General features: G+C 72.8%; 20 protein-coding genes. 14 read left to right on the top strand and 6 right to left on the bottom strand.

Annotated features, from left to right (window positions below; translation table 11 throughout):
- Nucleotides 1–435: 435 nt before the first annotated feature.
- The 5 genes from ACZ4TO_RS30405 to ACZ4TO_RS30385 all read left to right on the top strand — a co-directional run bounded on the left by ACZ4TO_RS30405 (nt 436) and on the right by ACZ4TO_RS30385 (nt 4,864).
- Nucleotides 436–1,104: a DUF4097 family beta strand repeat-containing protein gene (locus tag ACZ4TO_RS30405; protein ID WP_385037800.1), complete on the top strand. Its 669-nt coding sequence runs from the start codon at nt 436–438 to the stop codon at nt 1,102–1,104.
- Nucleotides 1,105–1,195: 91 nt separating this feature from the next.
- Nucleotides 1,196–2,209, top strand: a complete 1,014-nt coding sequence (locus ACZ4TO_RS30400; RefSeq protein ID WP_382785024.1) for an ATP-binding cassette domain-containing protein — start codon at nt 1,196–1,198, stop codon at nt 2,207–2,209.
- Entirely contained in the window at nt 2,206–2,982 is a 777-nt protein-coding gene (locus ACZ4TO_RS30395; protein WP_451076173.1) for an ABC transporter permease, read from the top strand. Before ACZ4TO_RS30400 ends, ACZ4TO_RS30395 begins: the two co-directional genes overlap by 4 nt.
- A 356-nt stretch (nt 2,983–3,338) precedes the next feature.
- Complete coding sequence (locus ACZ4TO_RS30390; RefSeq protein ID WP_468025843.1) at nt 3,339–4,145, top strand: response regulator transcription factor; 807 nt, start codon at nt 3,339–3,341, stop codon at nt 4,143–4,145.
- Nucleotides 4,142–4,864: a sensor histidine kinase gene (locus tag ACZ4TO_RS30385; RefSeq protein ID WP_468025842.1), complete on the top strand. Its 723-nt coding sequence runs from the start codon at nt 4,142–4,144 to the stop codon at nt 4,862–4,864. The genes ACZ4TO_RS30390 and ACZ4TO_RS30385 overlap by 4 nt, the downstream gene beginning before the upstream one ends.
- 137 nt (nt 4,865–5,001) lie before the next feature.
- Here ACZ4TO_RS30385 and ACZ4TO_RS30380 read toward each other — a convergent pair whose 3' ends face one another.
- Both ACZ4TO_RS30380 and ACZ4TO_RS30375 read right to left on the bottom strand, forming a co-directional pair.
- On the bottom strand, nt 5,002–6,399 hold the full coding sequence (locus ACZ4TO_RS30380) for a TfuA-like protein (RefSeq protein WP_468025841.1): 1,398 nt from the start codon (nt 6,397–6,399) through the stop codon (nt 5,002–5,004).
- Nucleotides 6,396–7,568: a YcaO-like family protein gene (locus tag ACZ4TO_RS30375; protein ID WP_468025840.1), complete on the bottom strand. Its 1,173-nt coding sequence runs from the start codon at nt 7,566–7,568 to the stop codon at nt 6,396–6,398. Before ACZ4TO_RS30375 ends, ACZ4TO_RS30380 begins: the two co-directional genes overlap by 4 nt.
- 289 nt (nt 7,569–7,857) lie before the next feature.
- Here ACZ4TO_RS30375 and ACZ4TO_RS30370 point away from each other — a divergent pair, with 289 nt between their 5' ends.
- The 3 genes from ACZ4TO_RS30370 to ACZ4TO_RS30360 all read left to right on the top strand — a co-directional run bounded on the left by ACZ4TO_RS30370 (nt 7,858) and on the right by ACZ4TO_RS30360 (nt 12,009).
- Nucleotides 7,858–9,750, top strand: a complete 1,893-nt coding sequence (locus ACZ4TO_RS30370) for an AfsR/SARP family transcriptional regulator (protein ID WP_468025839.1) — start codon at nt 7,858–7,860, stop codon at nt 9,748–9,750.
- Between the two features lie 227 nt (nt 9,751–9,977).
- The gene (locus ACZ4TO_RS30365) at nt 9,978–10,664 is read left to right on the top strand and encodes a histidine phosphatase family protein (protein ID WP_468025838.1); all 687 of its coding nucleotides are present in this window, start codon (nt 9,978–9,980) and stop codon (nt 10,662–10,664) included.
- A complete protein-coding gene (locus tag ACZ4TO_RS30360) occupies nt 10,648–12,009 on the top strand; it encodes an MFS transporter (protein ID WP_468025837.1) in 1,362 nt (453 codons plus the stop codon). The genes ACZ4TO_RS30365 and ACZ4TO_RS30360 overlap by 17 nt, the downstream gene beginning before the upstream one ends.
- Here the strand turns inward: ACZ4TO_RS30360 and ACZ4TO_RS30355 are convergent.
- The 4 genes from ACZ4TO_RS30355 to ACZ4TO_RS30340 are packed head-to-tail and all read right to left on the bottom strand — an operon-like array spanning nt 11,985 to nt 15,847.
- Nucleotides 11,985–13,280: an Nramp family divalent metal transporter gene (locus ACZ4TO_RS30355; RefSeq protein WP_385037822.1), complete on the bottom strand. Its 1,296-nt coding sequence runs from the start codon at nt 13,278–13,280 to the stop codon at nt 11,985–11,987. The genes ACZ4TO_RS30360 and ACZ4TO_RS30355 overlap by 25 nt on opposite strands.
- A complete protein-coding gene (locus ACZ4TO_RS30350; RefSeq protein ID WP_382785052.1) occupies nt 13,277–14,215 on the bottom strand; it encodes a sugar phosphate nucleotidyltransferase in 939 nt (312 codons plus the stop codon). The genes ACZ4TO_RS30355 and ACZ4TO_RS30350 overlap by 4 nt, the downstream gene beginning before the upstream one ends.
- Complete coding sequence (locus ACZ4TO_RS30345; protein ID WP_451076181.1) at nt 14,215–15,276, bottom strand: amidohydrolase family protein; 1,062 nt, start codon at nt 15,274–15,276, stop codon at nt 14,215–14,217. Before ACZ4TO_RS30345 ends, ACZ4TO_RS30350 begins: the two co-directional genes overlap by 1 nt.
- Nucleotides 15,277–15,310: 34 nt before the next feature.
- Nucleotides 15,311–15,847: a response regulator transcription factor gene (locus ACZ4TO_RS30340; RefSeq protein WP_382785058.1), complete on the bottom strand. Its 537-nt coding sequence runs from the start codon at nt 15,845–15,847 to the stop codon at nt 15,311–15,313.
- A 371-nt stretch (nt 15,848–16,218) separates the two neighbouring features.
- Between ACZ4TO_RS30340 and ACZ4TO_RS30335 the strand changes: the two genes are divergently transcribed.
- The 6 genes from ACZ4TO_RS30335 (at nt 16,219) to ACZ4TO_RS30310 (ending at nt 21,267) form a co-directional block, all read left to right on the top strand.
- The gene (locus ACZ4TO_RS30335) at nt 16,219–16,848 is read left to right on the top strand and encodes a uridine kinase family protein (RefSeq protein ID WP_382785061.1); all 630 of its coding nucleotides are present in this window, start codon (nt 16,219–16,221) and stop codon (nt 16,846–16,848) included.
- The gene (locus tag ACZ4TO_RS30330; protein WP_468025836.1) at nt 16,845–18,059 is read left to right on the top strand and encodes a galactosyltransferase-related protein; all 1,215 of its coding nucleotides are present in this window, start codon (nt 16,845–16,847) and stop codon (nt 18,057–18,059) included. The genes ACZ4TO_RS30335 and ACZ4TO_RS30330 overlap by 4 nt, the downstream gene beginning before the upstream one ends.
- Nucleotides 18,056–18,688: a phosphoribosylglycinamide formyltransferase gene (purN, locus tag ACZ4TO_RS30325; RefSeq protein ID WP_382785067.1), complete on the top strand. Its 633-nt coding sequence runs from the start codon at nt 18,056–18,058 to the stop codon at nt 18,686–18,688. Before ACZ4TO_RS30330 ends, purN begins: the two co-directional genes overlap by 4 nt.
- Before the next feature lie 95 nt (nt 18,689–18,783).
- Nucleotides 18,784–19,974 (top strand): glycosyltransferase family 4 protein, encoded by a 1,191-nt coding sequence (locus ACZ4TO_RS30320; RefSeq protein ID WP_468025835.1) that lies wholly within the window; start codon nt 18,784–18,786, stop codon nt 19,972–19,974.
- Nucleotides 19,971–20,714 carry an NTP transferase domain-containing protein gene (locus ACZ4TO_RS30315; protein WP_468025834.1) on the top strand — a complete coding sequence of 248 codons (744 nt, stop codon included), beginning with the start codon at nt 19,971–19,973 and terminating at the stop codon, nt 20,712–20,714. The genes ACZ4TO_RS30320 and ACZ4TO_RS30315 overlap by 4 nt, the downstream gene beginning before the upstream one ends.
- A complete protein-coding gene (locus tag ACZ4TO_RS30310; RefSeq protein ID WP_382785075.1) occupies nt 20,707–21,267 on the top strand; it encodes an NUDIX hydrolase in 561 nt (186 codons plus the stop codon). Before ACZ4TO_RS30315 ends, ACZ4TO_RS30310 begins: the two co-directional genes overlap by 8 nt.
- Nucleotides 21,268–21,273: the final 6 nt, after the last annotated feature.

Genomic DNA, 21,273 nt, shown 5'->3' with positions numbered 1-21,273 from the left:
GAACGGGCGGGGGCAACGATGCCGACCCGGCCCGCGACCGGCCACCTGTGACCACCGGCGGACCCCGGGCTTCACCCGTACGGAGCAATTCGTGCGGAGCAACTCGCACGCCGAGCTGTCGTGTTCGGCGGCGGGTGCGGGCCCCGGCAGACGTCACGGAGGTCACGGCTCTCGGCCCGGTGCCCCCGACGGCTCCACCACTGCGCACCCCCTCGACGCGAGACATAGCGTTCACCTGCATCCATTGCAACGGATTCTGTGAGGCTGTGTTGCGTTAAGCGGAAGACCGTTGCAATGAAATTGGAGCCGCTGCCTGCTGCTATGGCAATCCTGCGCAACATTCGTGTTGCCGGATGCGTGAATGCAACGTAGCGTTTCTGTCATCGGAAAGCAGCGGGCCGACCAGGGCGCGCGATGCCGGAGAAGGAGAGCATCATGCAGAAGTTCGACACCCCCGCCCCCGTCTCGGCCGTCCTCGACATCCCCGCGGGGCGCATCCAGGTCATCGCCGCCGACCGATCCGACACCACCGTCGAGGTCCTGCCCGCCAACCGCTCCAAGAGCCGCGACGTGAAGGCGGCCGGACAGGTCCGGGTCGCCTACGCCGACGGCGTCCTGCGCGTCGAGGCCCCGGAGGCGAAGAACCGGATCCTCGGTCCGTCCGGGTCCGTCGAGGTGACCGTGCAGCTCCCGGCCGGCTCCCGTGTCGAGGCGAAGGCGGCCGCCGCCGAGTTCCGCGGCGTGGGACGCCTTGGCGAGGTCACCTTCGAGGGCGGCCACCGCTCGATCAAGATCGACGAGGCCGACAGCGCCCATCTGACCGGCCTCGACGCCGACATCACCGTCGGCCGGCTGCACGGTCCGGCGGAGATCAGCACGCAGAAGGGCGATCTGAACATTACCGAGGCCGCGCGTGGGCAGATCACGCTGAGCACCCAGATGGGTGACATCACCGTCGGCGCCGCTCCCGGGGTCTCCGCCGCCCTGGACGCCGGCACCACCTACGGCCGGATCAGCAACACGCTCAAGAACGCCGACGCCACTCCTGGCCTGACGATCCGCGCGACCACCGCTCACGGCGACATCACCGCTCGCAGTCTCTGATCCACAGTCTCGTCGATCCACAGTCTCGTCGATCCGCAGTCTCGTCGATCCACAGCCTCGTCGACCCACAGCCCGACAAAGGAGCACCCCCATGACCGACCCGGCCATCGCCGCACAAGGACTGCGCAAGTCCTACGGCGACAAGACCGTCCTGGACGGCATCGACCTGGCCGTCCCGGAAGGCACGGTCTTCTCCCTGCTCGGCCCGAACGGCGCCGGCAAGACCACGGCCGTCAAGATCCTCTCCACGCTCATCTCCCCGGACCCCGGTTCCGGCCCGATCCGCGTCGGCGGTCACGACCTGGCCAAGGAGCCACAGGCGGCGCGTGCCGCGATCGGGGTCACCGGGCAGTTCTCCGCCGTCGACGGCCTGATCACGGGTCAGGAGAACATGCTCCTGATGGCCGACCTGCACCATCTCTCCAAGGAGGAGGGCCGACGTGTCAGTGCCGAACTCCTGGAGCGCTTCGACCTCACCGAGGCCGCGCAGAAGCCGGCCTCCACCTACTCCGGTGGCATGAAGCGCCGCCTGGACATCGCCATGACCCTGGTCGGCAGTCCCCGCATCATCTTCCTCGACGAGCCGACCACCGGCCTCGACCCCCGCTCGCGCCACAACATGTGGCAGATCATCCGCGAACTCGTGACCGGCGGCACCACCGTCTTCCTCACCACCCAGTACCTGGAGGAGGCGGACGAACTCGCCGACCGCATCGCGGTCCTGAACGACGCCAGGATCGTCGCCGAGGGCACCGCGGAGGAACTCAAGCGGCTCGTCCCCGGCGGACATGTCCGTCTGCGCTTCACTGACCCGACCGCCTACCAGTCGGCCGCCACCTCGCTGGGCGACGCCTCCCGCGACGACGAAGCCCTCGCCCTGCAGCTCCCCAGCGACGGCAGCCAGCGCGAACTGCGCGCCGTACTCGACCGTTTGGACGCGGCCGGTGTCGAGGCCGACGAACTGACCGTGCACACCCCCGACCTCGACGACGTCTTCTTCGCCCTCACCGGCCCCACCACCGTGCCGAGCCAGCCGAGTCCGAGTGAGCCGAACCACCCGAGTGAGCCGAGCCGGCCCAACCAGACCAAGGAGACCCTCCGATGAGCACCATCTCCCTCGCCGTGCGCGACTCCTCCACCATGCTGCGCCGCAACCTGCTGCACGCCCGGCGCTATCCCTCGCTCACCTTGAACCTGCTGCTGACTCCCGTGATGCTCCTGCTGCTGTTCGTCTACATCTTCGGCGACACCATGAGCGGAGGCGCGGGCCGCTCCGCCTACATCGCCTACATCGTGCCCGGCATCCTGCTGATGACCATCGGTTCCACCGTCGTCGGCACCGCCGTGTCCGTCGCCACCGACATGAACGAGGGCATCATCGCCCGCTTCCGCACGATGGCCATCCACAGAGGTTCCATCCTGTTCGGGCATGTCGTCGGCAGCGTCCTGCAGTCGGTGCTGAGCGTCGTCCTGGTCGGCGCGGTCGGCGTGGCCATGGGCTTCCGCTCCACGGACGCCACCGTCGTGGAATGGCTGGCGGCCTTCGGACTGCTCGCCCTGTTCGCCCTGGCCTTCACCTGGATCGCGGTCGGCATGGGCATGGGCAGTCCCAACGCCGAAGCGGCCAGCAACAACGCCATGCCGCTGATCCTGCTGCCGCTCATCTCCAGCGCCTTCGTCCCGCTGCACTCCATGCCCGGCTGGTTCCAACCGATCGCCGAGTACCAGCCCTTCACTCCCGCCATCGAAACCCTGCGCGGACTGCTCCTGGGCACCGAGATCGGCAACAACTGGTGGATCGCCCTGCTGTGGTGCGTGGGCCTGAGCGTCCTCGGCCACCGCTGGTCCAAGGCCCAGTTCGACCGCGACCCCGCGTAGCGACCACCGCACGACCACGGCGACACGGTCCGGCCCCGCGACCCCGCCCCACCTCCGAGGTGGGGCGGGGTCGCGGCCTTGGAGAGACGGTCGAGAAGGACTGGACCAACGAAGCCGGTGGTGACGTCCGGTGTTACGTTTTTCAACGTTGTCCTTGGCGACGAGTACAAGAGCCCTCCGCACCGGCCCGGCCGTACCCCCGGAAGCTCGCGAGAGACCGGTGACGGCCGCCGGGCTCGGCCGAAGCGGTTCGGCCGTCGCCGCGATGGGGCGGTGATCGAGGCGCGTGCCGAGCGGTGTGGCGGCCCACGCGCCGGCGGCGGCACAACGTTGCGCGACGGGGAGGCGTCAGGTCCATGAATGTTCTGATCGTCGAGGACGATGACGGGGTGGCCGACGCGCTCCGGGAGGTGCTGAGCGGTCACGGCTACCAGGTGCACCGCGTGGCCACCGGCCTGGAGGCCATGGAGCACATCACGTCGGCCCAACTGGTCCTGCTCGACCTGGGCCTGCCCGACCTGGACGGCCACGAGGTCTGCCGGCGCATCCGCGAGCACTCGTGCGTACCCGTGATCACCCTCAGCGGGCGGGCGAGCGAGATGGACCGGGTGATGGCGCTGCACATGGGTGCCGACGATTTCGTGGCCAAGCCCTTCAGCCGCTACGAACTGCTCGCCCGCATGCGCGCCGTCCTCCGGCGCACGACCCCGTGCCCGCAGCACCCGCAGGCCGCATCGGCCGGCCCGCGGTCCGTGCCCGTCCCGCCCGATTCACCCGAGCCCCGCTCGGCCGCGCCCCGTACGGTCGCGGGCCGGGAGACGGACCGTACGGCCGCACCCCCGCCCCCGATGTGTGCCGGGCCCCTGCGGCTCGACCCGCGCACCCGCCAGGTGCTCCTGGACGGCACGGAAGTCCGCGTCACACGAAGGGAGTTCGACCTGTTGGCGATGCTGATCGAGGAGCCGGGAACGGTCTGGGAGCGCGAGGAGATCATGGACCGTGTGTGGGACGAGAACTGGTTCGGATCGACCCGCACCCTCGACGTCCACGTCGGCTCGCTGCGCACCAAGCTGGGCCACAAGGACTGGATCGAGACCGTACGAGGAGTCGGCTACCGCCTGACGGTGTCGGCCACGCCCGAGCCGTGCGGGGAGTCACGATGACGGCCACCCGGGTGGCGCCTCGGCTCCGGCCCCTGCCGGCGCCCGACGGCGGCGACTCCCCGACGGTCGCGGCGGCCGCCGCCCATCAGGTGCGCGCCCCGCTGTCCTCGTTGCGGCTGCGCCTGGAGACGCTCCGGGAGCGGCTGCCCGTCGGCCCGAACGCGCACGCCCGGCGTGAGGTGGGCGCCATCCTGTACGAGGTGGACCGGCTCGCCCGGATCCTGGAACAGGTGCTGACCTGGGGATCGGCCACGGAGCCGCGGGCCCCCGCCGAACCCGTCGACGCGCTGGGCATCGCCGCCGCCCGGGTCGACGCGTGGGCCCCGCTCGCCCGTTCCCGCGGCATCCGGCTCGAACTGGACGGGATCGCGGTCACCGGACTGGAGGCGGGCGGTGCTCTGGAGCAGAGCCTGGACGTCTTCCTCGACAACGCCCTGCACCACTCGCCCGGCGGCAGCGAGGTCCGCGTCGTCGTGGACGGCAGGGGACCGGAGATCGAGGTGCGGGTGCGCGACCGGGGGCCGGGCATGACGGACGAGGAGATCGCCCGCGCGGGCACTCCGTTCTGGCGGGGCAGCTCCGCCCGAGGCCACGCGGGAACCGGCCTGGGGCTGACGATCGCCGCCGCCCTGCTCACCGCCTCCGGAGGCCGGCTCGAACTGAGCCGGGCCGAGGGCGGCGGACTGCACGCGGCCGCGGTGCTGCCCGCCGCGCACTGACCCGGCATCAGACGCCGCTGCCCGCCGCACCGCGCCGACGGCGGAGCCGACCTCGCGTGGGAGGCCGGAGGCCGCCACCGGGGCGAGGACCCGTCGCCGTGCCGGACCTCGCGCCGGGTGCCGGTGGGCCGAGCGGGTCACGTCCGGCCCTGCGTCGCCCGTACACCGTGCAGGGCCAGGAAGCGGCGGGCGGTCTGTTCGGCCTCGGCGAGGGAGACGAACCCGCGGTCCCGGGCCGCCGCCAGCAGTTCGGCGGAGTCCCCGCACTTCCAGACGTCCGCGAGATGCCGCCGTACGACGGCCGCGGGCACCCGGTCCGGCACACGGTGCGTTCCGGACCGGGCCACGTGTTCGTTGAGCAGGTCGGCCGCGGCCACCGCGGCCGCGCCCGCCGCCCAGGCCCTCTCGCCTCCGCGCAGCTCGACGGGGACGCCGTGGAAGGTGCCCACGCCCGGCTCGACGCGGAACGAGCGGACCAGCAGCCGTACCAGTCCGTGCCGCGCACCGTCCTCACGCTGCTCACGCGGCGTCAGCCAGTAGTCCCACGTCTCCTGCGGCAGATGCGCGGCGGTGGTCTCCGGGGCGGCGGTGGTCTCGGGGGTGCCGGCGGTCTCCGGGGCGGCGCCGACGGCCGACAGCGCGACCCGCACCGGATCGCGGTCCGCGCCGGCCGGCACACCCCTTGTGATGCGCTCAAGGGCGTAACGGCGGTAGCGCGCGGGGAAGTCGGGGTCGTAGACCTGCTGGAATCCGAGCACGTCCCGCTCGGACACGATCGGCACTCGGCGCGCGGGCACCGCGGGGCGATGTGCGCCGCGCTCGCGTTCCATGGGACAGGTGCGAGGGGTGAGAGTGGCCCGGGCCGGCCCGGCGGCGTCCGGCGCGTGCTCGGCCCTCGTCTGTTCCAGTGCCAGCAGCGCGTCCTCGCGCTGGAGATCGGCCAGTCGGGGGTGCTCCGCGGTGAACCGCCACAACGTGCGGGCGGCTTCGCCCGTACGCGCGCAGGTGAGCTCCGCGCGGTGCAGCAGGGCGGCCCAGTTCCGGCGGGTGTAGTGGAGCTGCCGGGCGGCGTGCAGGACGGGCGCCGCCTGGTCCTCGGGTATCAGCCGCCGGGCCACCGCCTGGACGAGGGCCCAGCGCAGATTCACCAGCGCGAGGGTGAGCGCCGGGAAACCGCAGGGCGGGTACTCGACCGCGACTTCGTCGTCCGCGTCCAGCGCGCCGCCCCGGTACATGCTGAAGACGTGACCGACGCCCCGCATCCCGTACGGGCCCAACTCGGCGGCGCGCAGGGCGCCCAGGCCCGCGGCGCCCATCACCCGGGTACCGCGGCCGAGGACGTCGAGGATCTCCTTGTGCCGCACCGGCTCGGCATCGCGCAGCACCCCGTCGATGATCAGTACGGTGTCCTCGCGGCGCGGATCGAGGAGCCACAGGTCGCCGTGGCGCACCGGGGGATGGACGATCGCCTCCGGCACCGCGTCGAGCACGTCGCCCACCGGAAGCGTGGGCCCGGCGTACACATGGACGGTCATCCGGCCCCTTCCGGCGCGGCGGCCGACCGCAGGCACGCGGCTCCGGGGACCCCACGGCGTGGTGCGGAGCCGACCAGTACCACCTTGACCACGCTGAACGCGGGATGGGTGCTCAGGTCGACGACGACCGGCGCACGGCCCGTGATCCTGCGCACCACGCTCGCCAGCCACAGTGCCTCGGTCTCGTCCTCGGCGAACCGGATCGCCGGTGCGGCCACGTCCTGCCACGACACGGTGCGGCCGTCCCGCGTCGAAGCGGCGGGGCGCGGGACGACGGCGGACGAGTCCGGGGCGGCGGGCAGGTCGTCACGGCTGCGGGTGATCGAGGTGAGCCGTCTCTCCGCCGCTTCGGTGAGAGCCCGGCACAGGGCCGTCGCGGGGTTGCTGTGCGCCCCGGAGCCGACGGCCGGTACCGGATGGTCGGGCGACCACACACGGGTGACGAAGCAGGGCAGTTCCCAGCGGTCGGACAGGTCCACGATCTCCAGCCGCGCGCCGGAGAGTTCGAGCCGGCGCAGCACCTGGGCGCAGGGCTCCTCGCGCACGCTCCTCGGGTCCACCCACCGTCGCTCGGCCGTGAGCGGCGCGGCGGCCGACGCGCACTCGCGTTCCACCAGTTCGTACAGGGCGTGCGTCACCGCCTCGTGGTGGCTGTTGCCGCCGGCCAGTCCGTCGGCGGTGCCGGTGAGCAGCGGCGGGCTCCACAGGGCGCCGGCCTCGTGGTCGACCCGTACGCAGTCCCGCGGCACCAGGGTGGCGACGCCGGTGACCGCGTCGACGGCGGCGACCCAGTCCAGCGGGGTGCGGTCGGTCAGCAGGCTGCCCGCGTTCCGGCGCAGGCCGCGCACGTCGTAGGGAAGGCCCAGTTCACGTGCGGGGGTCCGGGTCACCCGGGGCGGGGGACAGGCGTACTCGGCGTGCCACCGTTCCAGGGACTTCATGACCGCGGAGACACGGGCGAGCAGTGCCGACACGCCTCCGCCCTGGGTGATCGTGAGCGTACGGGCTCCCGGACGGACCGCCTTGGCCACCGGTACGCCCAGGCGGTCCATGCCCGTCACGTCGGCGACCCGGGTGATCCCGTAGCTGTCGCGCAGCGGGTCGAGAACGGCCCAGGTGTCGGCGGGGCGCCGGACGCGATGCGTGCCGTCGAAGTGAACCTTCCTCACGCGTCCTCCCGTTGCGCTCGGCTGGCATCAGCTTCGGTGATGACGTGCAAGCGGCCGGAAAGGCGGCGGGAAGTATCGGGTCAAAGCCGCGTACTTTCCGCCGGTCCTGGGTGAGCGCCACATCAGAGGAATGTCAGGACACCCCCGCGCGGGACCGGACCCCCGTCGCCTGGCCGATTCTCATGGTCCGTCGTGGTCTGCGTTGCACTGGAGCTGAACGGGGGCTGACGTCGCCTTTCGTAGGGTGGGACATCCGCCGAGCTTCCTTCGACGCACCGAGGGCCCCTTCATGCCGCGACCGTCCGCCGAGCCCGCCCTGCGGGTGGCCGTCCTCGGTCCGCTGGAGGTCCGCCGCGGGTCCGTCGAGCGCACCCCGTCGGCTCCCATGGCCCGGCGCGCGCTCGCGGTACTGCTGCTGCACGCGGGCGCGTTCGTGCCGGTGTCGCTCCTGATCGACGAGCTGTGGGACGGCGAGCCGCCCCGGCTCGCCCGCAAGACCGTGCAGACGTACATGTACCAACTGCGCCGGGCCTTGCGGCCGTTCGCCGACGCCGACGCCCACGAGGCCCGGGCCGGGGAGACGCTCGACGTGCTGGAGACCCGTCCCGGGGGGTATCGCGTCCACGTGCCCGGGGAGAGCCTGGACCTGGAGGTGTTCCGGCTGCTGGCCGATCGGGGGCGGGCTGCCCGTGACCGGGCCGATCACGCGGCCGCGTCCCGGATCCTCGGCGAGGCGCTGGCACTGTGGCGCGGTCCTGCGTTCGCCGACGTGACCGCCGGACCGCTGCTCACGGCGCGCATCGCGCAGATCGAACAGGCCCGTCTGGAGGCGCTGGAACAACGGATCGACTGTGACCTGTCGCTCGGGCGGCACCGTGAACTGCTGCCCGAGCTGCATGAACTGACCGGACGTCACTCGCTCAACGAGCCGTTCGCCGCACAGTTGATGACCGCCGCCTACCGCGCCGGACACCGGGACGTCGCTCTCGACGCCTATACGCGGCTCCGCCGCCGGCTGGTGGAGGAACTCGGCGCGGAACCCTCGCGGCGGCTCCGGGACCTGCACCGCGACCTGCTCAACGAGTCGGACCGGCTCGATCCGCCCCGCCCCGCGTCATCCGGTGTCCGGCCCGTCTCCGCGCCGCCCTGCGTGACCCATCTGCCCCCGGACACCGAGGACTTCACCGGCCGGGCGGGTGTACTGAGGGAGGTGCTGCGGCTGAGCGCTCCTGCCGGGACCGCGCGGACGGCCCCCCGCCTGGTGCTGCTGACCGGGGGTGTCGGCGTCGGCAAGACCACGCTCGCCGTCCACGCCGCGCATCGGGTCAAGGACCGTTTCCCCGGGGGCCGGTTGCACGCCGTCCTGCACGGCCCGGACGACCGTTCCCTCGACCCCCACGCCGTGCTGTTCTCGCTCCTGAGGGACATCGGCGTCGAGGCCGAGGAGATCCCGGACAGTGCCGAGGGACGGATCCGCGCCTTCCGGGCGTGGAGCGCGCGACGCCCGCTGCTCATCCTCCTGGACGACGTCGCGACGGCCTCTCAGGTGACCCCCCTGCTCCCGGGCGGCCCGGACACCACCGTCCTGCTGACCTCCCGGACCTCGCTGCCGGGACTGGCGGGAGTCAGGTCCGTACCCCTGGGGCCGCTGTCCCCGCGGGAGTCCGCCGATCTGCTCCGTGCGCTCGCCGGAACGGCCGCCGTCGAACACGATCCCCGGGCGGTACGGGACATCGCCGAGGCCTGCGGACACCTCCCCCTCGCCCTGCGCGCCGCGGCCGGGAAACTGGGCCCGCCCCTGCTGCGGACTCCGGACGGCCTCGCCCGCAGACTGCTCGACGCGGACCGGCGCCTGGACGAACTCGGCAGTGTCTCCTTCGACGTGGGCGAACTCCTTCGGCGGGCGGTACGACGCCTTCCCGTGGACGCCGCTGCGGCGCTCACCGCGCTGGCGGCCGCGGAGGCCGGCCGGTTCGGTCTGGTGGCCGCTGCCCGGGTGTGGGCGACGGACATGTTCGGCGCCGAGGACAGGGTGGGCCGGCTGCTCGAACTGGGCGCGCTCGAAGCCGAGGCCGACGGGCCGGCGCACGGCCCGTCCTTCAGGATCCCCCCGCTGCTGCGCCTCGCCGCGCTGCCCCGGCACCCGGCCGGCCGGGCCGCCCTTATGTCGCACGCGGGCTGAGCGTCCCCGTCGGGCGGACCGCATCCGGGACACCGGCCGGCTGAAGCTCCCCGCCGCGTGGAGAGACGCGTCGGCCGCGCCTGCACGCCCTCACCGTTGGCAATAAATTGCCAACGTTTCGCGATCTCGGAAATCCGCGATGAAGTGGCCCTTTTCCGTTCCTTGGTCGGCGTCTGGCACATTTTTGCCAAGCAAAGCGAGACTCTTCACGGCGCGAGAGGACTTCCATGACCCGCCTGCTCTTCGTACGACACGGACGCACCCCGCACAACGCCCAGATGGTGATCACCTCCGGCTATCCGGGAGTCTCCCTGGACGAGGTGGGCCGGGGCCAGGTGACCACCCTGGCCGGCCAACTGGGCCCGGTGCGCGACAGCCTGGCCGCCGTCTACAGCAGCCCGCTGCGGCGCGCCGTGGAGACCGCCGCCATCCTCAACGACGAACTGGCCACCGGACTCGAGCCGCGGATCCACGACGAACTGCGCGAGGGATCGGTCGGCGACCTCGAAGGACAGTCCTCGGCGGAGGCCTTCACCCGCTTCGACGCCACGTTCGACCACTGGTACCTCAACGGCGACCTCGACCACCGCGTCGGCGGCACCGGCGAGCGCGGCAGCGCGACGGTGGAGCGCATCAGCCGCGTCGTCGACGACCTGGTGGCCCGGCACCCGGGGCAGACCGTGCTCGTCGTCGGCCACGGCACCGTGCTCCAGCTCGCCCTGACCGTGCTGTGCGCGAACCTGCCGCTGACCTCCGGCTACCGGAACTGGATCGAGAACGCGGGAGTGGTCGACACCGTGCACGACGGACGGCACCTGCACTGCCTGTCCTGGTCGGGACGACCCCCGGTGGTGGCACCGGGCGTTCTGGGCACGCCGAACACGGAGGGGGACCACAGTGCCGCGGCTGCTTGAGTCGAGCGCGCGCCGCCTGCGCGGCGCGATGCCGGACATGGCGACCACCCAACGGGGTGGTCTCGTCGGCTCGGTGGTGGTCGACGCGGTGGGCGCGGGGATGGTCATGCCCCTGTCGCTCCTGTACTTCACGCTCACGACGTCCATGTCGGTGGCCACCATCGGGCTCGTCACCAGCGCGGCCGTCCTGCTCACCCTGCCGATCTCGCCCTGGGCCGGCGCTCTCGTGGACCGGTACGGTTCCCGGTTCGTCCTCGTCGGCAACAACGTCATCGCCGGCGTCGGCTACGTGGGCTACCTGCTCGCGGACAACTGGTGGCAGGTGCTGGTCTCGGTCTTCCTGGTGACGGCGGCCGACCGCTGCTACTGGACGGCCTGGCCCGTCTTCCTGAAGTCACTGACCGCACGCCACCGGCTGGACACGTGGTTCGCCTTCGCCGAGTCGGTCAAGCAGGGCGGGTTCGCCATCGGCGGACTGGCCGCGGCCGCCTTCCTGAGCTGGGACGACCACATCGGGGCCCGACTGCTCGTCGGCTTCAACGTCCTCAGCTCCCTGCTGTCGGCATGGCTGCTGGCCCGCGTCCGCCCCACCTCCTCCGCACAACCTCTCGCCGCCGAGGGGCTGGTCCGTACCGACCGGGCCCCGGTCCGAGGAGCCTGGCGGCACGTGCTGGCGCAGCGGTGGCTGTGGGCCCTGGCGGTGGGCCAGATCGGCCTGTCCTTCCTGTGGCTGGTGCCCACCGTCGTCCTGCCGGTGCACGTCGTGGACGGACTGGGTCTGGGCGCCTGGCTGCCGACCGCCCTGTTCGGACTGAACTGCCTGGGCGCGTTCGCCCTGCAGTCCTGGGTGACACGCCGCTCGGCCCGCATGCGGCGCACCCGCGTGGTAGTGCTCAGCGCCGGCCTCGGCATCCTCGCCGTCGCCGTGATCGCCGCCCTGCCCTCGGGCCGGCCCGCCGTGGCCGCGACGGGTGCCGCGGTGGCCTCGCTGCTCGTGGGCTTCGCCTTCATGTGCTACCTGCCCGCGTCCAGCGCCCTGGTCGCCGCCGCGGCGGACACGTCCCACGAAGGGCGCACCATGTCCGTGTTCCAGAGCGCCGGCGCGCTGACGTCCGGAGTGGGGCCCGCGGTGGTCGGCTGGCTCCTGACCGCGGGTGCGCCCTGGCTGTGGTGGCTGCTGACGGTCGCCTGCGCGCTGGGCGGTGCCGGATTCTGGGCCGCCGAGCGCTGGCTGCCGGCGCGGGCGCTGCACCGGGGTGAGGAGCCCGGACCGGAGCCGCGGTCCGGTGCCCCCGCATCCGAGCGCGGTGGGCGGATCGCTCAGCCCACCTCGGCCGCCACCTGAACCAGCAGGAACACGTTGAGACCGATCACGGCCGCCGTCACCACGCTCAACGCGGCCTGCGTGAGCGGCCCGTTGCGCCGGGCCCCCATCAGGGTGCCGCGCCCGGTCAGCCAGACCAGCGGCACCAGCGCGAACGGGATCCCGAAGGACAGCACGACCTGGGACCACACCAGCGCGGTGGTCGGATTCACCCCCAGGGCCAGCACCGAGAGAGCGGGCACCAGGGTCGCGCCCCGGCGGAACCACACCGGAACCTGACGGTCCAGGAACTCCGTCATGATCACCTGCCCCGCGTAGGTGCCGACCGAGGAGGACACGAGCCCGGAGGCGAGCAGCGCCATCGCGAACGCCGCCGCGGCCACCGAGCCCACGGTCTCGCCGAGACGGGCGTGGACCGAGTCCAGGTCGTCACCGAAGCCGGGGATCCGCGCACCGATGAGCAGCAGCGCGGCGTTCACCGCGCCGGCGACCCCGAGGGACACGACGATGGCGGTCCTCAGCCGGCGCAGCAGCCACGTGGCGTGTGCCGGGTCCGGGCCGGCGACGGAGCGCAGCGACAGGCGGCGGGCGGCCATCACCGGATGCAGATAGATCACGTGGGGCATGACGGTCGCGCCCAGCATGCCCGCGGCGAGCATCGGGCTGTCGGCCCCGGGGAAGGACGGCACCATCCCGTGGGCCATACCCGTCGGACTCGGGGGAGCGGCGACGATGTCGTAGCAGACACCGATGACGACGACGGCCAGCACTCCCGCGACCAGGCTCTCGAAGCGCCGTGCGCCCTTGCCCTCCGCGGCGAGCACGAGACACGAGACCGTGGCCACGAGCACTCCGCCCAGCAGCACGGGCAGGCCGAACAGCAGCCGCAGGGCCAGCGCGCCGCCGACGATCTCGGCCAGGTCGGTGGCCACGGCCACGAGTTCCGCCTGGGCCCACAGGCCGTACACGACGGGGCGAGGCAGGTGTTCGCGGCACAGCCGGCCCAGTCCGCGGCCGGTCACGGTGCCCAGCTTCGCCGCGACGTACTGGATGAGCATGGCCATGGCTCCGGCCGCCGCCACGACCCACAACAGGCCATAGCCGTACGCGGAGCCCGCGGTGGTGTTGCTGGCGAAGTTGCCCGGGTCGGCGTAGGCGACGGCGGCCACGAAGGCCGGACCGTAGACGGCGGCCCGCACGTTCGGCACCGCCCTCCCGCCGGGGCCGTACGGTGTCACGGCCGGCCCGTGCCGTCCGGCGCCCGCCGCGACGGGTGAGGTCGGGCGCCTCATGAGCCACCCGCTCCTGCGGGACCGGCCAGAACGGTCTCCACGGCCAGGCCGCCGGGGGCCAGCCGCGCCCCGGGCAGCAGGACGCAGTCACGCACCTGCGCGCCGGCCCCGACCCGGACACCGGCACCGAGATAGACGTCGCCGTACAGGGCGGCCCCCTCCTCGACGACCGCGCTGGGGTCACGCAGGCACACACCGCCGTCCTCGGTCGGCTCCCCGCCCGCGGCCCGCACCTCGTGCAGGACCGCCGCGCGGTAGGCCGACGGAGTGCCCAGGTCGTCCCAGGCGCCCGCCCAGGCGACGCAGTTGACGGGCTGTCCGGCGGCCAGCAGGGCGGGCACCAGATCGGCGGCGAAGTCGAAGGGCCGGTCCTGCGGTATGAAGGACAGCACCTCGGGCTCGACGCAGTAGATGCCCGCGCTCACCCAGGACGGCCGGCCCGCGGCCCAGGCCGGCTTCTCCTCGACCCGTGCGACGGCCCCGTCCTCGTCGAACTCGAAGACCCCGTAGCGCGACCCGTCCGGCACGTGCACCAGGGCGACGCTGAGCAGGGCGCCGGACGCCTCGTGCGCGGCGACGAAGCGGGGGAGCCCGCCGCCCGTCCGCAGGTCCCCGGAGAGCACCACCGCCCGCCCGCTGTCACGGATCTCCTCGGCGAACGTGTGCAACGTGCCCGCGGGGCCGCGCAGTTCGGGCTCGACGCGCACCTCGACGGGGCCTCCCGCCCGGCCGGGGTGCAGCCGGCAGTGCTCGACCACGTCCTCGGCCCGGTGGTGGGCGTTGCACACCACCCGCCCCGCACCCGCGGCACGCGCCTGCCGGGCCAGCCTGTCCAGCAGGGTGTCCGCGCCGAGCGGGAGCAGCGGCTTGGGCCACCGGGACGTCAGCGGCCGCAGCCGGGAACCGTGGCCCGCGGCCAGTACGACGCCCAGCATCACCGCACCAACGCCTCGGCGCGGGCCACCGGAAGCCGCAGCGCCCGGCGCGGATTGGTGTGGAACATGTCCCGTACGCCGTCCTCGCCCAGCCCGAGACCGAGCACGTTCGCGTACTGGCGGGGGTAGAACCCGGTGCCGGCGGCGACGATGCCGTCGGACCGGTACCAGAGGTGGTTGCCCTCCCGGTGGTGCAGCGCCTCGCCCGCCAGCACGGGAATCTCCGTGTCGTCGGTGATGCCGATGATCCGTCCGGTGCCGAGGAACTCCGCGGTGCGCCGGCAGATGGCGAGGTCGACGTGGTCGCCGTCGAAGTTGAGGAACGGCAGCAGCTTCTCGTCGTGCGCGGCCCGCACCAGCGCGGCCGGGACCGGTCCGAGCAGCTCCGGGAGCGTCTCGTAGTGCCACTCCCGCGCCAGGAAAGCGGCCCGTTCCCCGTCCCGCGCGGCCCGCTCGGCCGGAGTGCGCCACACGTGCCGGAAGGCGCGGGGCATGTCGTTGAAGAGATGGTCGGTCAGCAGCACGTCGGGGGAGGGGCCGTACCGGTGGTGGACGTAGTCGATCAGCTCGCGCGTCCGCTCGGCGCTCAGCTCCGGGTGCGTGTGCCGGAAGTGCCCGAGCGCGATCCGGACGCCGTTGGCGTAGCACAGGTCGACGATGTCCCGGTAGCGGACTCCGCCCTCCAGCACGTCGTCCAGGTCACCCCCGTCCGGCCCCATGACGATGTAGCGCAGCCCGTGCGGGCCGAGCTCGCAGATCCTCTCCCACTCCTCGGCCGAGGGCGACCAGATGCCCCGGGGCGGCACACCGCCCGACCGGCCCAGCAGCGGACCCTCCACCGAGAAGCCCAGCACGGAGGGGAACCGCTCGCGGTCGGCGGACCAGGCGCGGACGACCTCGCTGAAACGGTCGATGTAGGAACGCTCCAGGAACACCGAGGGCACGAGGTGCACGCCTCTGCGGACGGCGTGCTGCTCGACGTCGGCGAGGGCGCTCGGCACCATGGAGCTGAAGTCGATGCCGCCGATGCCGTGCGTGTGAACGAGCAGGGGAACGGTCACGAGGTCTCCTCAGGGGACGGGCGGTCGGGTGAGGTCAGGAAGCGGCGAGCGCGGCCCGGGTGAGTTCGGCCTTGTTGCCGAGCCCGAGCTTGCTGCGGATGCGCTTGACGTAGGTGTCGACGGTGTGGGGGCTGATGGCGAGCCGCCGCGCGATCTGATCGTGGGTCAGGCCCGCCGCGATGTGGCTCAGCACCTCCCATTCACGCGGGGAGAGCATGTCGCGTACGGACGCGACGTCACCGGCCCCGGGGTCCGTGCCCACCGCGGCGCGTACCGCGGCGACGACGGCCTCCGGGGTGGAACGCTCGTCGAGGAAGCAGGTGGCGCCGCTGCCGGCCAGGTTGCCGGGCCGCTGGGCGGACATGAGCAGGACCCGGGTGCCGGGCGTCATCCCCGGACCGTCGCAGCTCGTCGGACGGTTGGTGATGAGCACGTCGAGCGGGACGGGACACGGACGCCGGGACGCTCCCTCGCCGAGGTTGTACACCTCGATGCCGGGCACCTCACGCAGCGCCATGCCCAGCGCCCACGACAGGAACGGGTGGTCGTGCCTGAGACCGACTGTGTACATCGCCCGCCCTCCGGGTCGCCTGCCGTGCGGTTCTGGCCACGAACCTAGAGGGGAGGACGGCAGGCCTTCGGTAGACGAACGTCAGGGCAATGGCAACGGATCGACAGGTGACCGCAGGCGCCGTCACGTCCGCCAACCCCCGTGTCCCCGGGCGCCGTCACGTCCGCCGACCCCCGTGTCCCCGGGCGCTGTCCCGTCCGCCGACCCCCGTGTCCCCGGTATCGGTGACTGGGCCGCACCCGCCGGACACCCGCATCATGCAACAGACGCCGATGCGGCATCGCTTCGTTCGTATGCGACCCGGCGCCTGTGACCACCCCCGTGTCCCCGCACCACCGGTGCGGCGCACGGCTGCCCACGAAGGGATGACCATGCAGACGCAGAACGCTTGCGACCTGGACGAGATCGCCGCGGAGATCCGCGCTCGCGGTGACCGCGGCGGCCGCCGCATCCTCGTCGGCGTCGACGGTCCGGGCGCGTCCGGCAAGAGCACCCTCGCCGAGCTGCTCGCCGCGCGCCTGCCCGGCGCGGTCGTCGTCCACGTCGACGACTTCTACCGCACCAGTGACGACGAACGGCCCGCCGGCTTCGGCGCCGACTTCGACCTGGACCGGCTGGAACGCCAGGTGCTGCGCCCGGCCTTCGCCGGCGAGGCCGTCCGCTACCAGCGCTACGACTGGGACCACGACCGGCTCGCCGAGTGGCACGACCTTCCCGCCGGAGTCCCCCTCGTCGTCGAGGGCGTCTACAGCACCCGGGCCCGCGTACGGGACCTGTACACCTACCGCGTCTACTGCCACACGCCCCGCGAACTGCGGCTCAGTCGCGGACTGGAGCGCGACGGCGCCGAGGCCGAGAGCCAGTGGGTCGACCAGTGGATGCCCGCCGAGGACCGCTACGTGGACGGTGAGCGACCGCACCACCACGCCCATCTGGTCCTCGACGGCACCGGCGACACGGGCACCGAGGGCCCGGTCTTCCACCGGACGGTGCTCTCATGACAGGTCCGGTCACCCGCTCGGGTCCAGCCCCCGTCGCCGAGCGCGCCACCGTCGCCGTCGTCACCCTGCTGGACCCGGCCGCCCGCGTCAGCGCCCCGATGTGGCGGCGCACCGAACGGCTGTGCACCCGGATCCAGGACCTGCTGACGGCCGCCGCCCGGGAGACCCCCGGCGGCCCGCTGGACGCGGCCCTGCGCGGCTTGCGGAACGACCCCCTCGACCGGCGGCTCCAGCGGGAGCTGTCCGACGCCGTCACCACCGCCCTCCACCAGGACGCCGGCCTCGCGGCCGAACTGGACGCGCACATAAGCGTCTTCGACGACCGCAACCGCATCGTCCTGGACCGCGGCCCGCGCCACGAGAGCCGTCCGGCCGACGGCACCCCCACCGCACGGGAGATCGCCGCCGCGGCGGCCGCGGAGCCCCGGGACACGACCGGCCACTGGGACGTCACCGTCGTCCTCGACTTCCGCGACACCATCTCCGGCGACCGGCTGCGCAACGCCGTCGCGACCGCCGCCGCCCTGCGCGACCAGTCGCTCGACCCCGCCCGCCACCGGCTCGTGGTCGTCGAGCAGGACGACCACGCCCGGCACCGCGACCTGATCGCCCCCCTCGCCGACCTGTACGTCCACGCACCCCACGGCGGCCCCTACAACCGGAGCTGGGCCCACAACGTCGGCGCCGTCGCCACCCGCGGCCACGACCGCCGGCTCCTCTTCCTCGACGCGGACGTGCTGCCGGACCGCACCTTCCTGGAGCGGCTGCTGGACCGGATCGACACCGTCGGCGCGCGGGCGCTGCTTCCCCACGAGAGCCTGCACTACCTCGACGAGAGCTCCAGCGAAACCGCCCTGCGCGCAAGGCTGTTCAGCACGGAGCGGACTGTCGATCCGGACGGGCTGCACGGCTACCGCCTGGTCACCAACAGGGGCGGCTGCATCCTCGTCGACAGCGACGTCTTCCACGACATCCACGGCTTCGACGAACGCTACGAAGGCTGGGGCGACGAGGACAACGAGTTCTTCGACCACCTCCGGCGCCACACCCCCGTCCACATGTCCGACGAGGTCCTGCTGCACCTGCACCACCCCCGTCCGCGGATGGAGGACGACCACGGACGACGCCCCAACGAGTGGCTGCTCGGGGCGACCGAAGGCCGCCCCACCGCCATCGGGGACCCCCAGCGCTACGCCAGCCTCCCGCTGTGACCGAGGAAAACGGAGAGACCATGCTCAACATCGGTGTCATGACGTCCGGGCGCGGCAACGCCCTGCGGATGGTCCTGGAGACCTGCAAGGGCCACGGCGAGGTCGTCGCCGCCGTCGCCAACCTCGACTGCCCCGCCCTGGGCGTGGCCCGCGACAACGGCATACCGCACGTGTCCCTGCACCGGCTGGAGGACTACCCCTCGCGGGCCGCGCGCGACGAGGCCATGGCCGCCGAACTGCAGAAGGCCGGTGTGGACTTCGTCTTCTCGGCCGGCTACAGCGACGTCATCGACGAAGCCCTCCTCAGTGCCTTCCCCGACCGGGTGATGAGCGTCTACCCGTCGCTGCTGCCCGCCTTCGCCGAGGACGACGAGGCCATCGGGCCGGCCCTCGACCACGGCGTCAAGCTGATCGGCGTCACCTTCCACCTGCGCCAGGCGCTCTCCGGAGCCGGCGGAGCGATCATCGCCCAGGAGCCCATCCGCGTCGACGTCGACGACACCATCGAGACCGTCGAGCCGCGCATCCTGCAGACGGAGCGGAACATGCTGCCCGGCATCTTCGCCGCGTTCGCCGAGGACCGCGTCCGGCGCGAGGGCCGCAAGCTGCGCATCCTGCCCGCCTCCTGAAGCCGCCGCGCCCTCTCCACCCCGTCGATCAGGCCGGAACCGCGGTCGCGGCCCGGTCCCGTGCGCCCACACCCGGAAAGGAGGACCGCCTCGCCATGCCTTCGCGCGTGCTTCTGCTCACCTCAGCGTTCGCCCCGACGATGGGCGGCGCCGAGTCCTACGCCCGCACGGTCGCCCACGGCCTGGCCGACGCCGGCCACGACGTCCTCGTCGTCACCGACACGGTCGCCGGCACACCCCCGAGGGAGACCGACGGCCCCGTCCGCGTCATCAGACTCGGCGGATACCGCGGCCTGCTGGAAGACCCCAGCAAACTTCCCTGGGAACAGCTCTACTTCGGCCTCCTTCCCGAACTCGCCGACGTCGTCGCCGAGTTCGGACCCGACCTGATCCTGGCCAACAGCCTGGAGACGACCGTCGCCGGCCGCGTCGTGGCCGACGAACTGTCCATCCCGCTGGTCGGCGCCTACCACGAACACGCCCCGCTGGAAGAGCCGCTGGGCTTCGGCAAGACCATGCTCGGTTACCGTCGTATGGCCCCCGACCTGGTCCTCGCGGGATCACACTCCTACGCCGCCCGCGCCCTGGCCCACCTGCCCGCCGAACGGGTCGCCCTCATCCACCACGGAGTCGACACCGACGCCTTCACCGACGCCCCGCACACCGCCCCCCTGCGACAGCGCGTCCGCGCCCGCTACGGCATCGCCGACGAGGACCTGCTCGTCGTCTGCGCCGGGCGGCTCAAGCCCCGCAAGGGCCAGCGGGAACTCATCGAGGCGTTCGACTCCCTCGGCCACCCCGCCCTGCGGCTGCTGCTGGTCGGGGGAGTCAGCTCCGCCTCCCAGGACTACGCCGACCACCTGCGCGCCCAGGCGGCACGTATCGGCGCGCCGCGGTTGCGGCTCGACGAATCCGTCACCGTCCAGGAGATGCCGGGCATCCTCGCCGCCGCCGACATCGTCGCCCAGCCCAGCCACTCCGAAGGACTCGGTCTGTCCCTGCTGGAGGCGATGAGCGCCGCACGGCCCGTCATCGCCACCCGCATCGACGGCTTCGACGAGGTCCTCACCGAGGAGGGGCTCGCCCTGCGCGTCGACCCCGAAGCCCCCGAACAGCTCGCGGGCGCCCTGGAAGCGCTCTGCGCGGACGCGGACCTGCGGCGCGGCCTCGGCCGACGGGCCCGCGCCCACGTCCTGGCCCGCTTCTCACTGCGCCGCATGATCGACCGTACGGACGCGCTACTGCGCGAACTCGCCGTCCCCGCAACGGTCCGAGGCACCCGATGACCCCCCTGGACGCGGCCCGGCCGCCGCAGGTCGTCGTGCTGGCCGGCGGACTCGGCACCCGCATGGGAGCGCTGAGCGCCCGCACCCCCAAGGTCCTCCTGCCGGTGGGCGGGCGCCCGTTCCTGGCCCGGCTGCTCGCCCACCACGCCCGCCAAGGGGTGCGCGAGCTCCACCTGTGCCTCGGCCACCTGGCCGATCAGGTTCTGCGGTTCCTCGACGTGCACGGCACGGCGGGGATGCACGTCACCTGCACGGTGGAGACCGAACCGCTGGGAACCGCGGGCTCCCTGCGGCTCGCCCTGCCCCACCTGGCCGACGAGTTCGCCCTCGTCATGGGCGACAGCCACACTCCCGCCCCACTGGCCGAGCTGGCACACCGCTGGCACGGCTCGGGCCTGGACGCCGCGATGGCGGTGCTGCGCAACCACGACTGGCTGGTTCCCGGCAACGTCGCCGTCCAGGACGGCCGGGTCACCACGTACGACAAGGGCCGGCCCCCGGGAACGTACGCCTTCGTCGACTACGGCATCACCCTGCTGCGCCGGTCCACCGTCGAACACCTCCCCGGCAGCGGGAACGCGGACCTCGCCGCGCTGTACGCCCCGCTGGTCGCGACGGGCCGGCTCGCCGCACTGGAGGTGACCGAGCGCTTCTGGGAGATCGGATCACCCGCCGGCTACGCCGAGTACGACGCGCACGTGGCCGCGCTGGACGCCGGGAGTGACCGTGTCCATGCCTGAGAACACGCCCGCGCCCAAGACCCGGCGTACCGGCCGCGTCGTCCACCGCACCCCGTGGATGACCGTCCGCGAGGAGGAGTTCGTCCGTGCGGACGGCGGGACCGGACAGTTCACCGTCGTCACCCGCGCCGACTTCGTCGTCGTCCTGTGCGACACCCCCGAGGGGCTGCTCATGACCGAGCAGTACCGCTACGCCGCGGCCCGCTGGAGCCTCGAACTGCCCCAAGGAGGCCTGGAACCGGGTGAGTCGGCCGCGCAGGCGGCCCTGCGGGAACTGCGGGAGGAGACCGGCTGGCACGGCGGCAGTGCCGAGATCCTCGCCGAGGACCTGTACGAAGCCGCCGACTGGGCCACCCAGCGTTTCACCGTCGTACGGGTGCGCGGCGGCCGCCCGGGACCCGCGTCCCCCGAGGCCGACGAAGCCATTGCCGCCGTCCGCGGCGTGCCGCGCCCCGAGCTCGCCGCCCATGTCCTGGCCGGCCGTGTCGTCGACGCGGCGACCCTGGCCGCCCTCGCCGTCGAGTCCGCGAAGTCCGCGGCCGACGTGTCCTGATCGAAG

The organism is Streptomyces sp. NPDC028298 (assembly GCF_055565895.1).
This window is presented reverse-complemented; position numbering and strand designations above follow the sequence as displayed.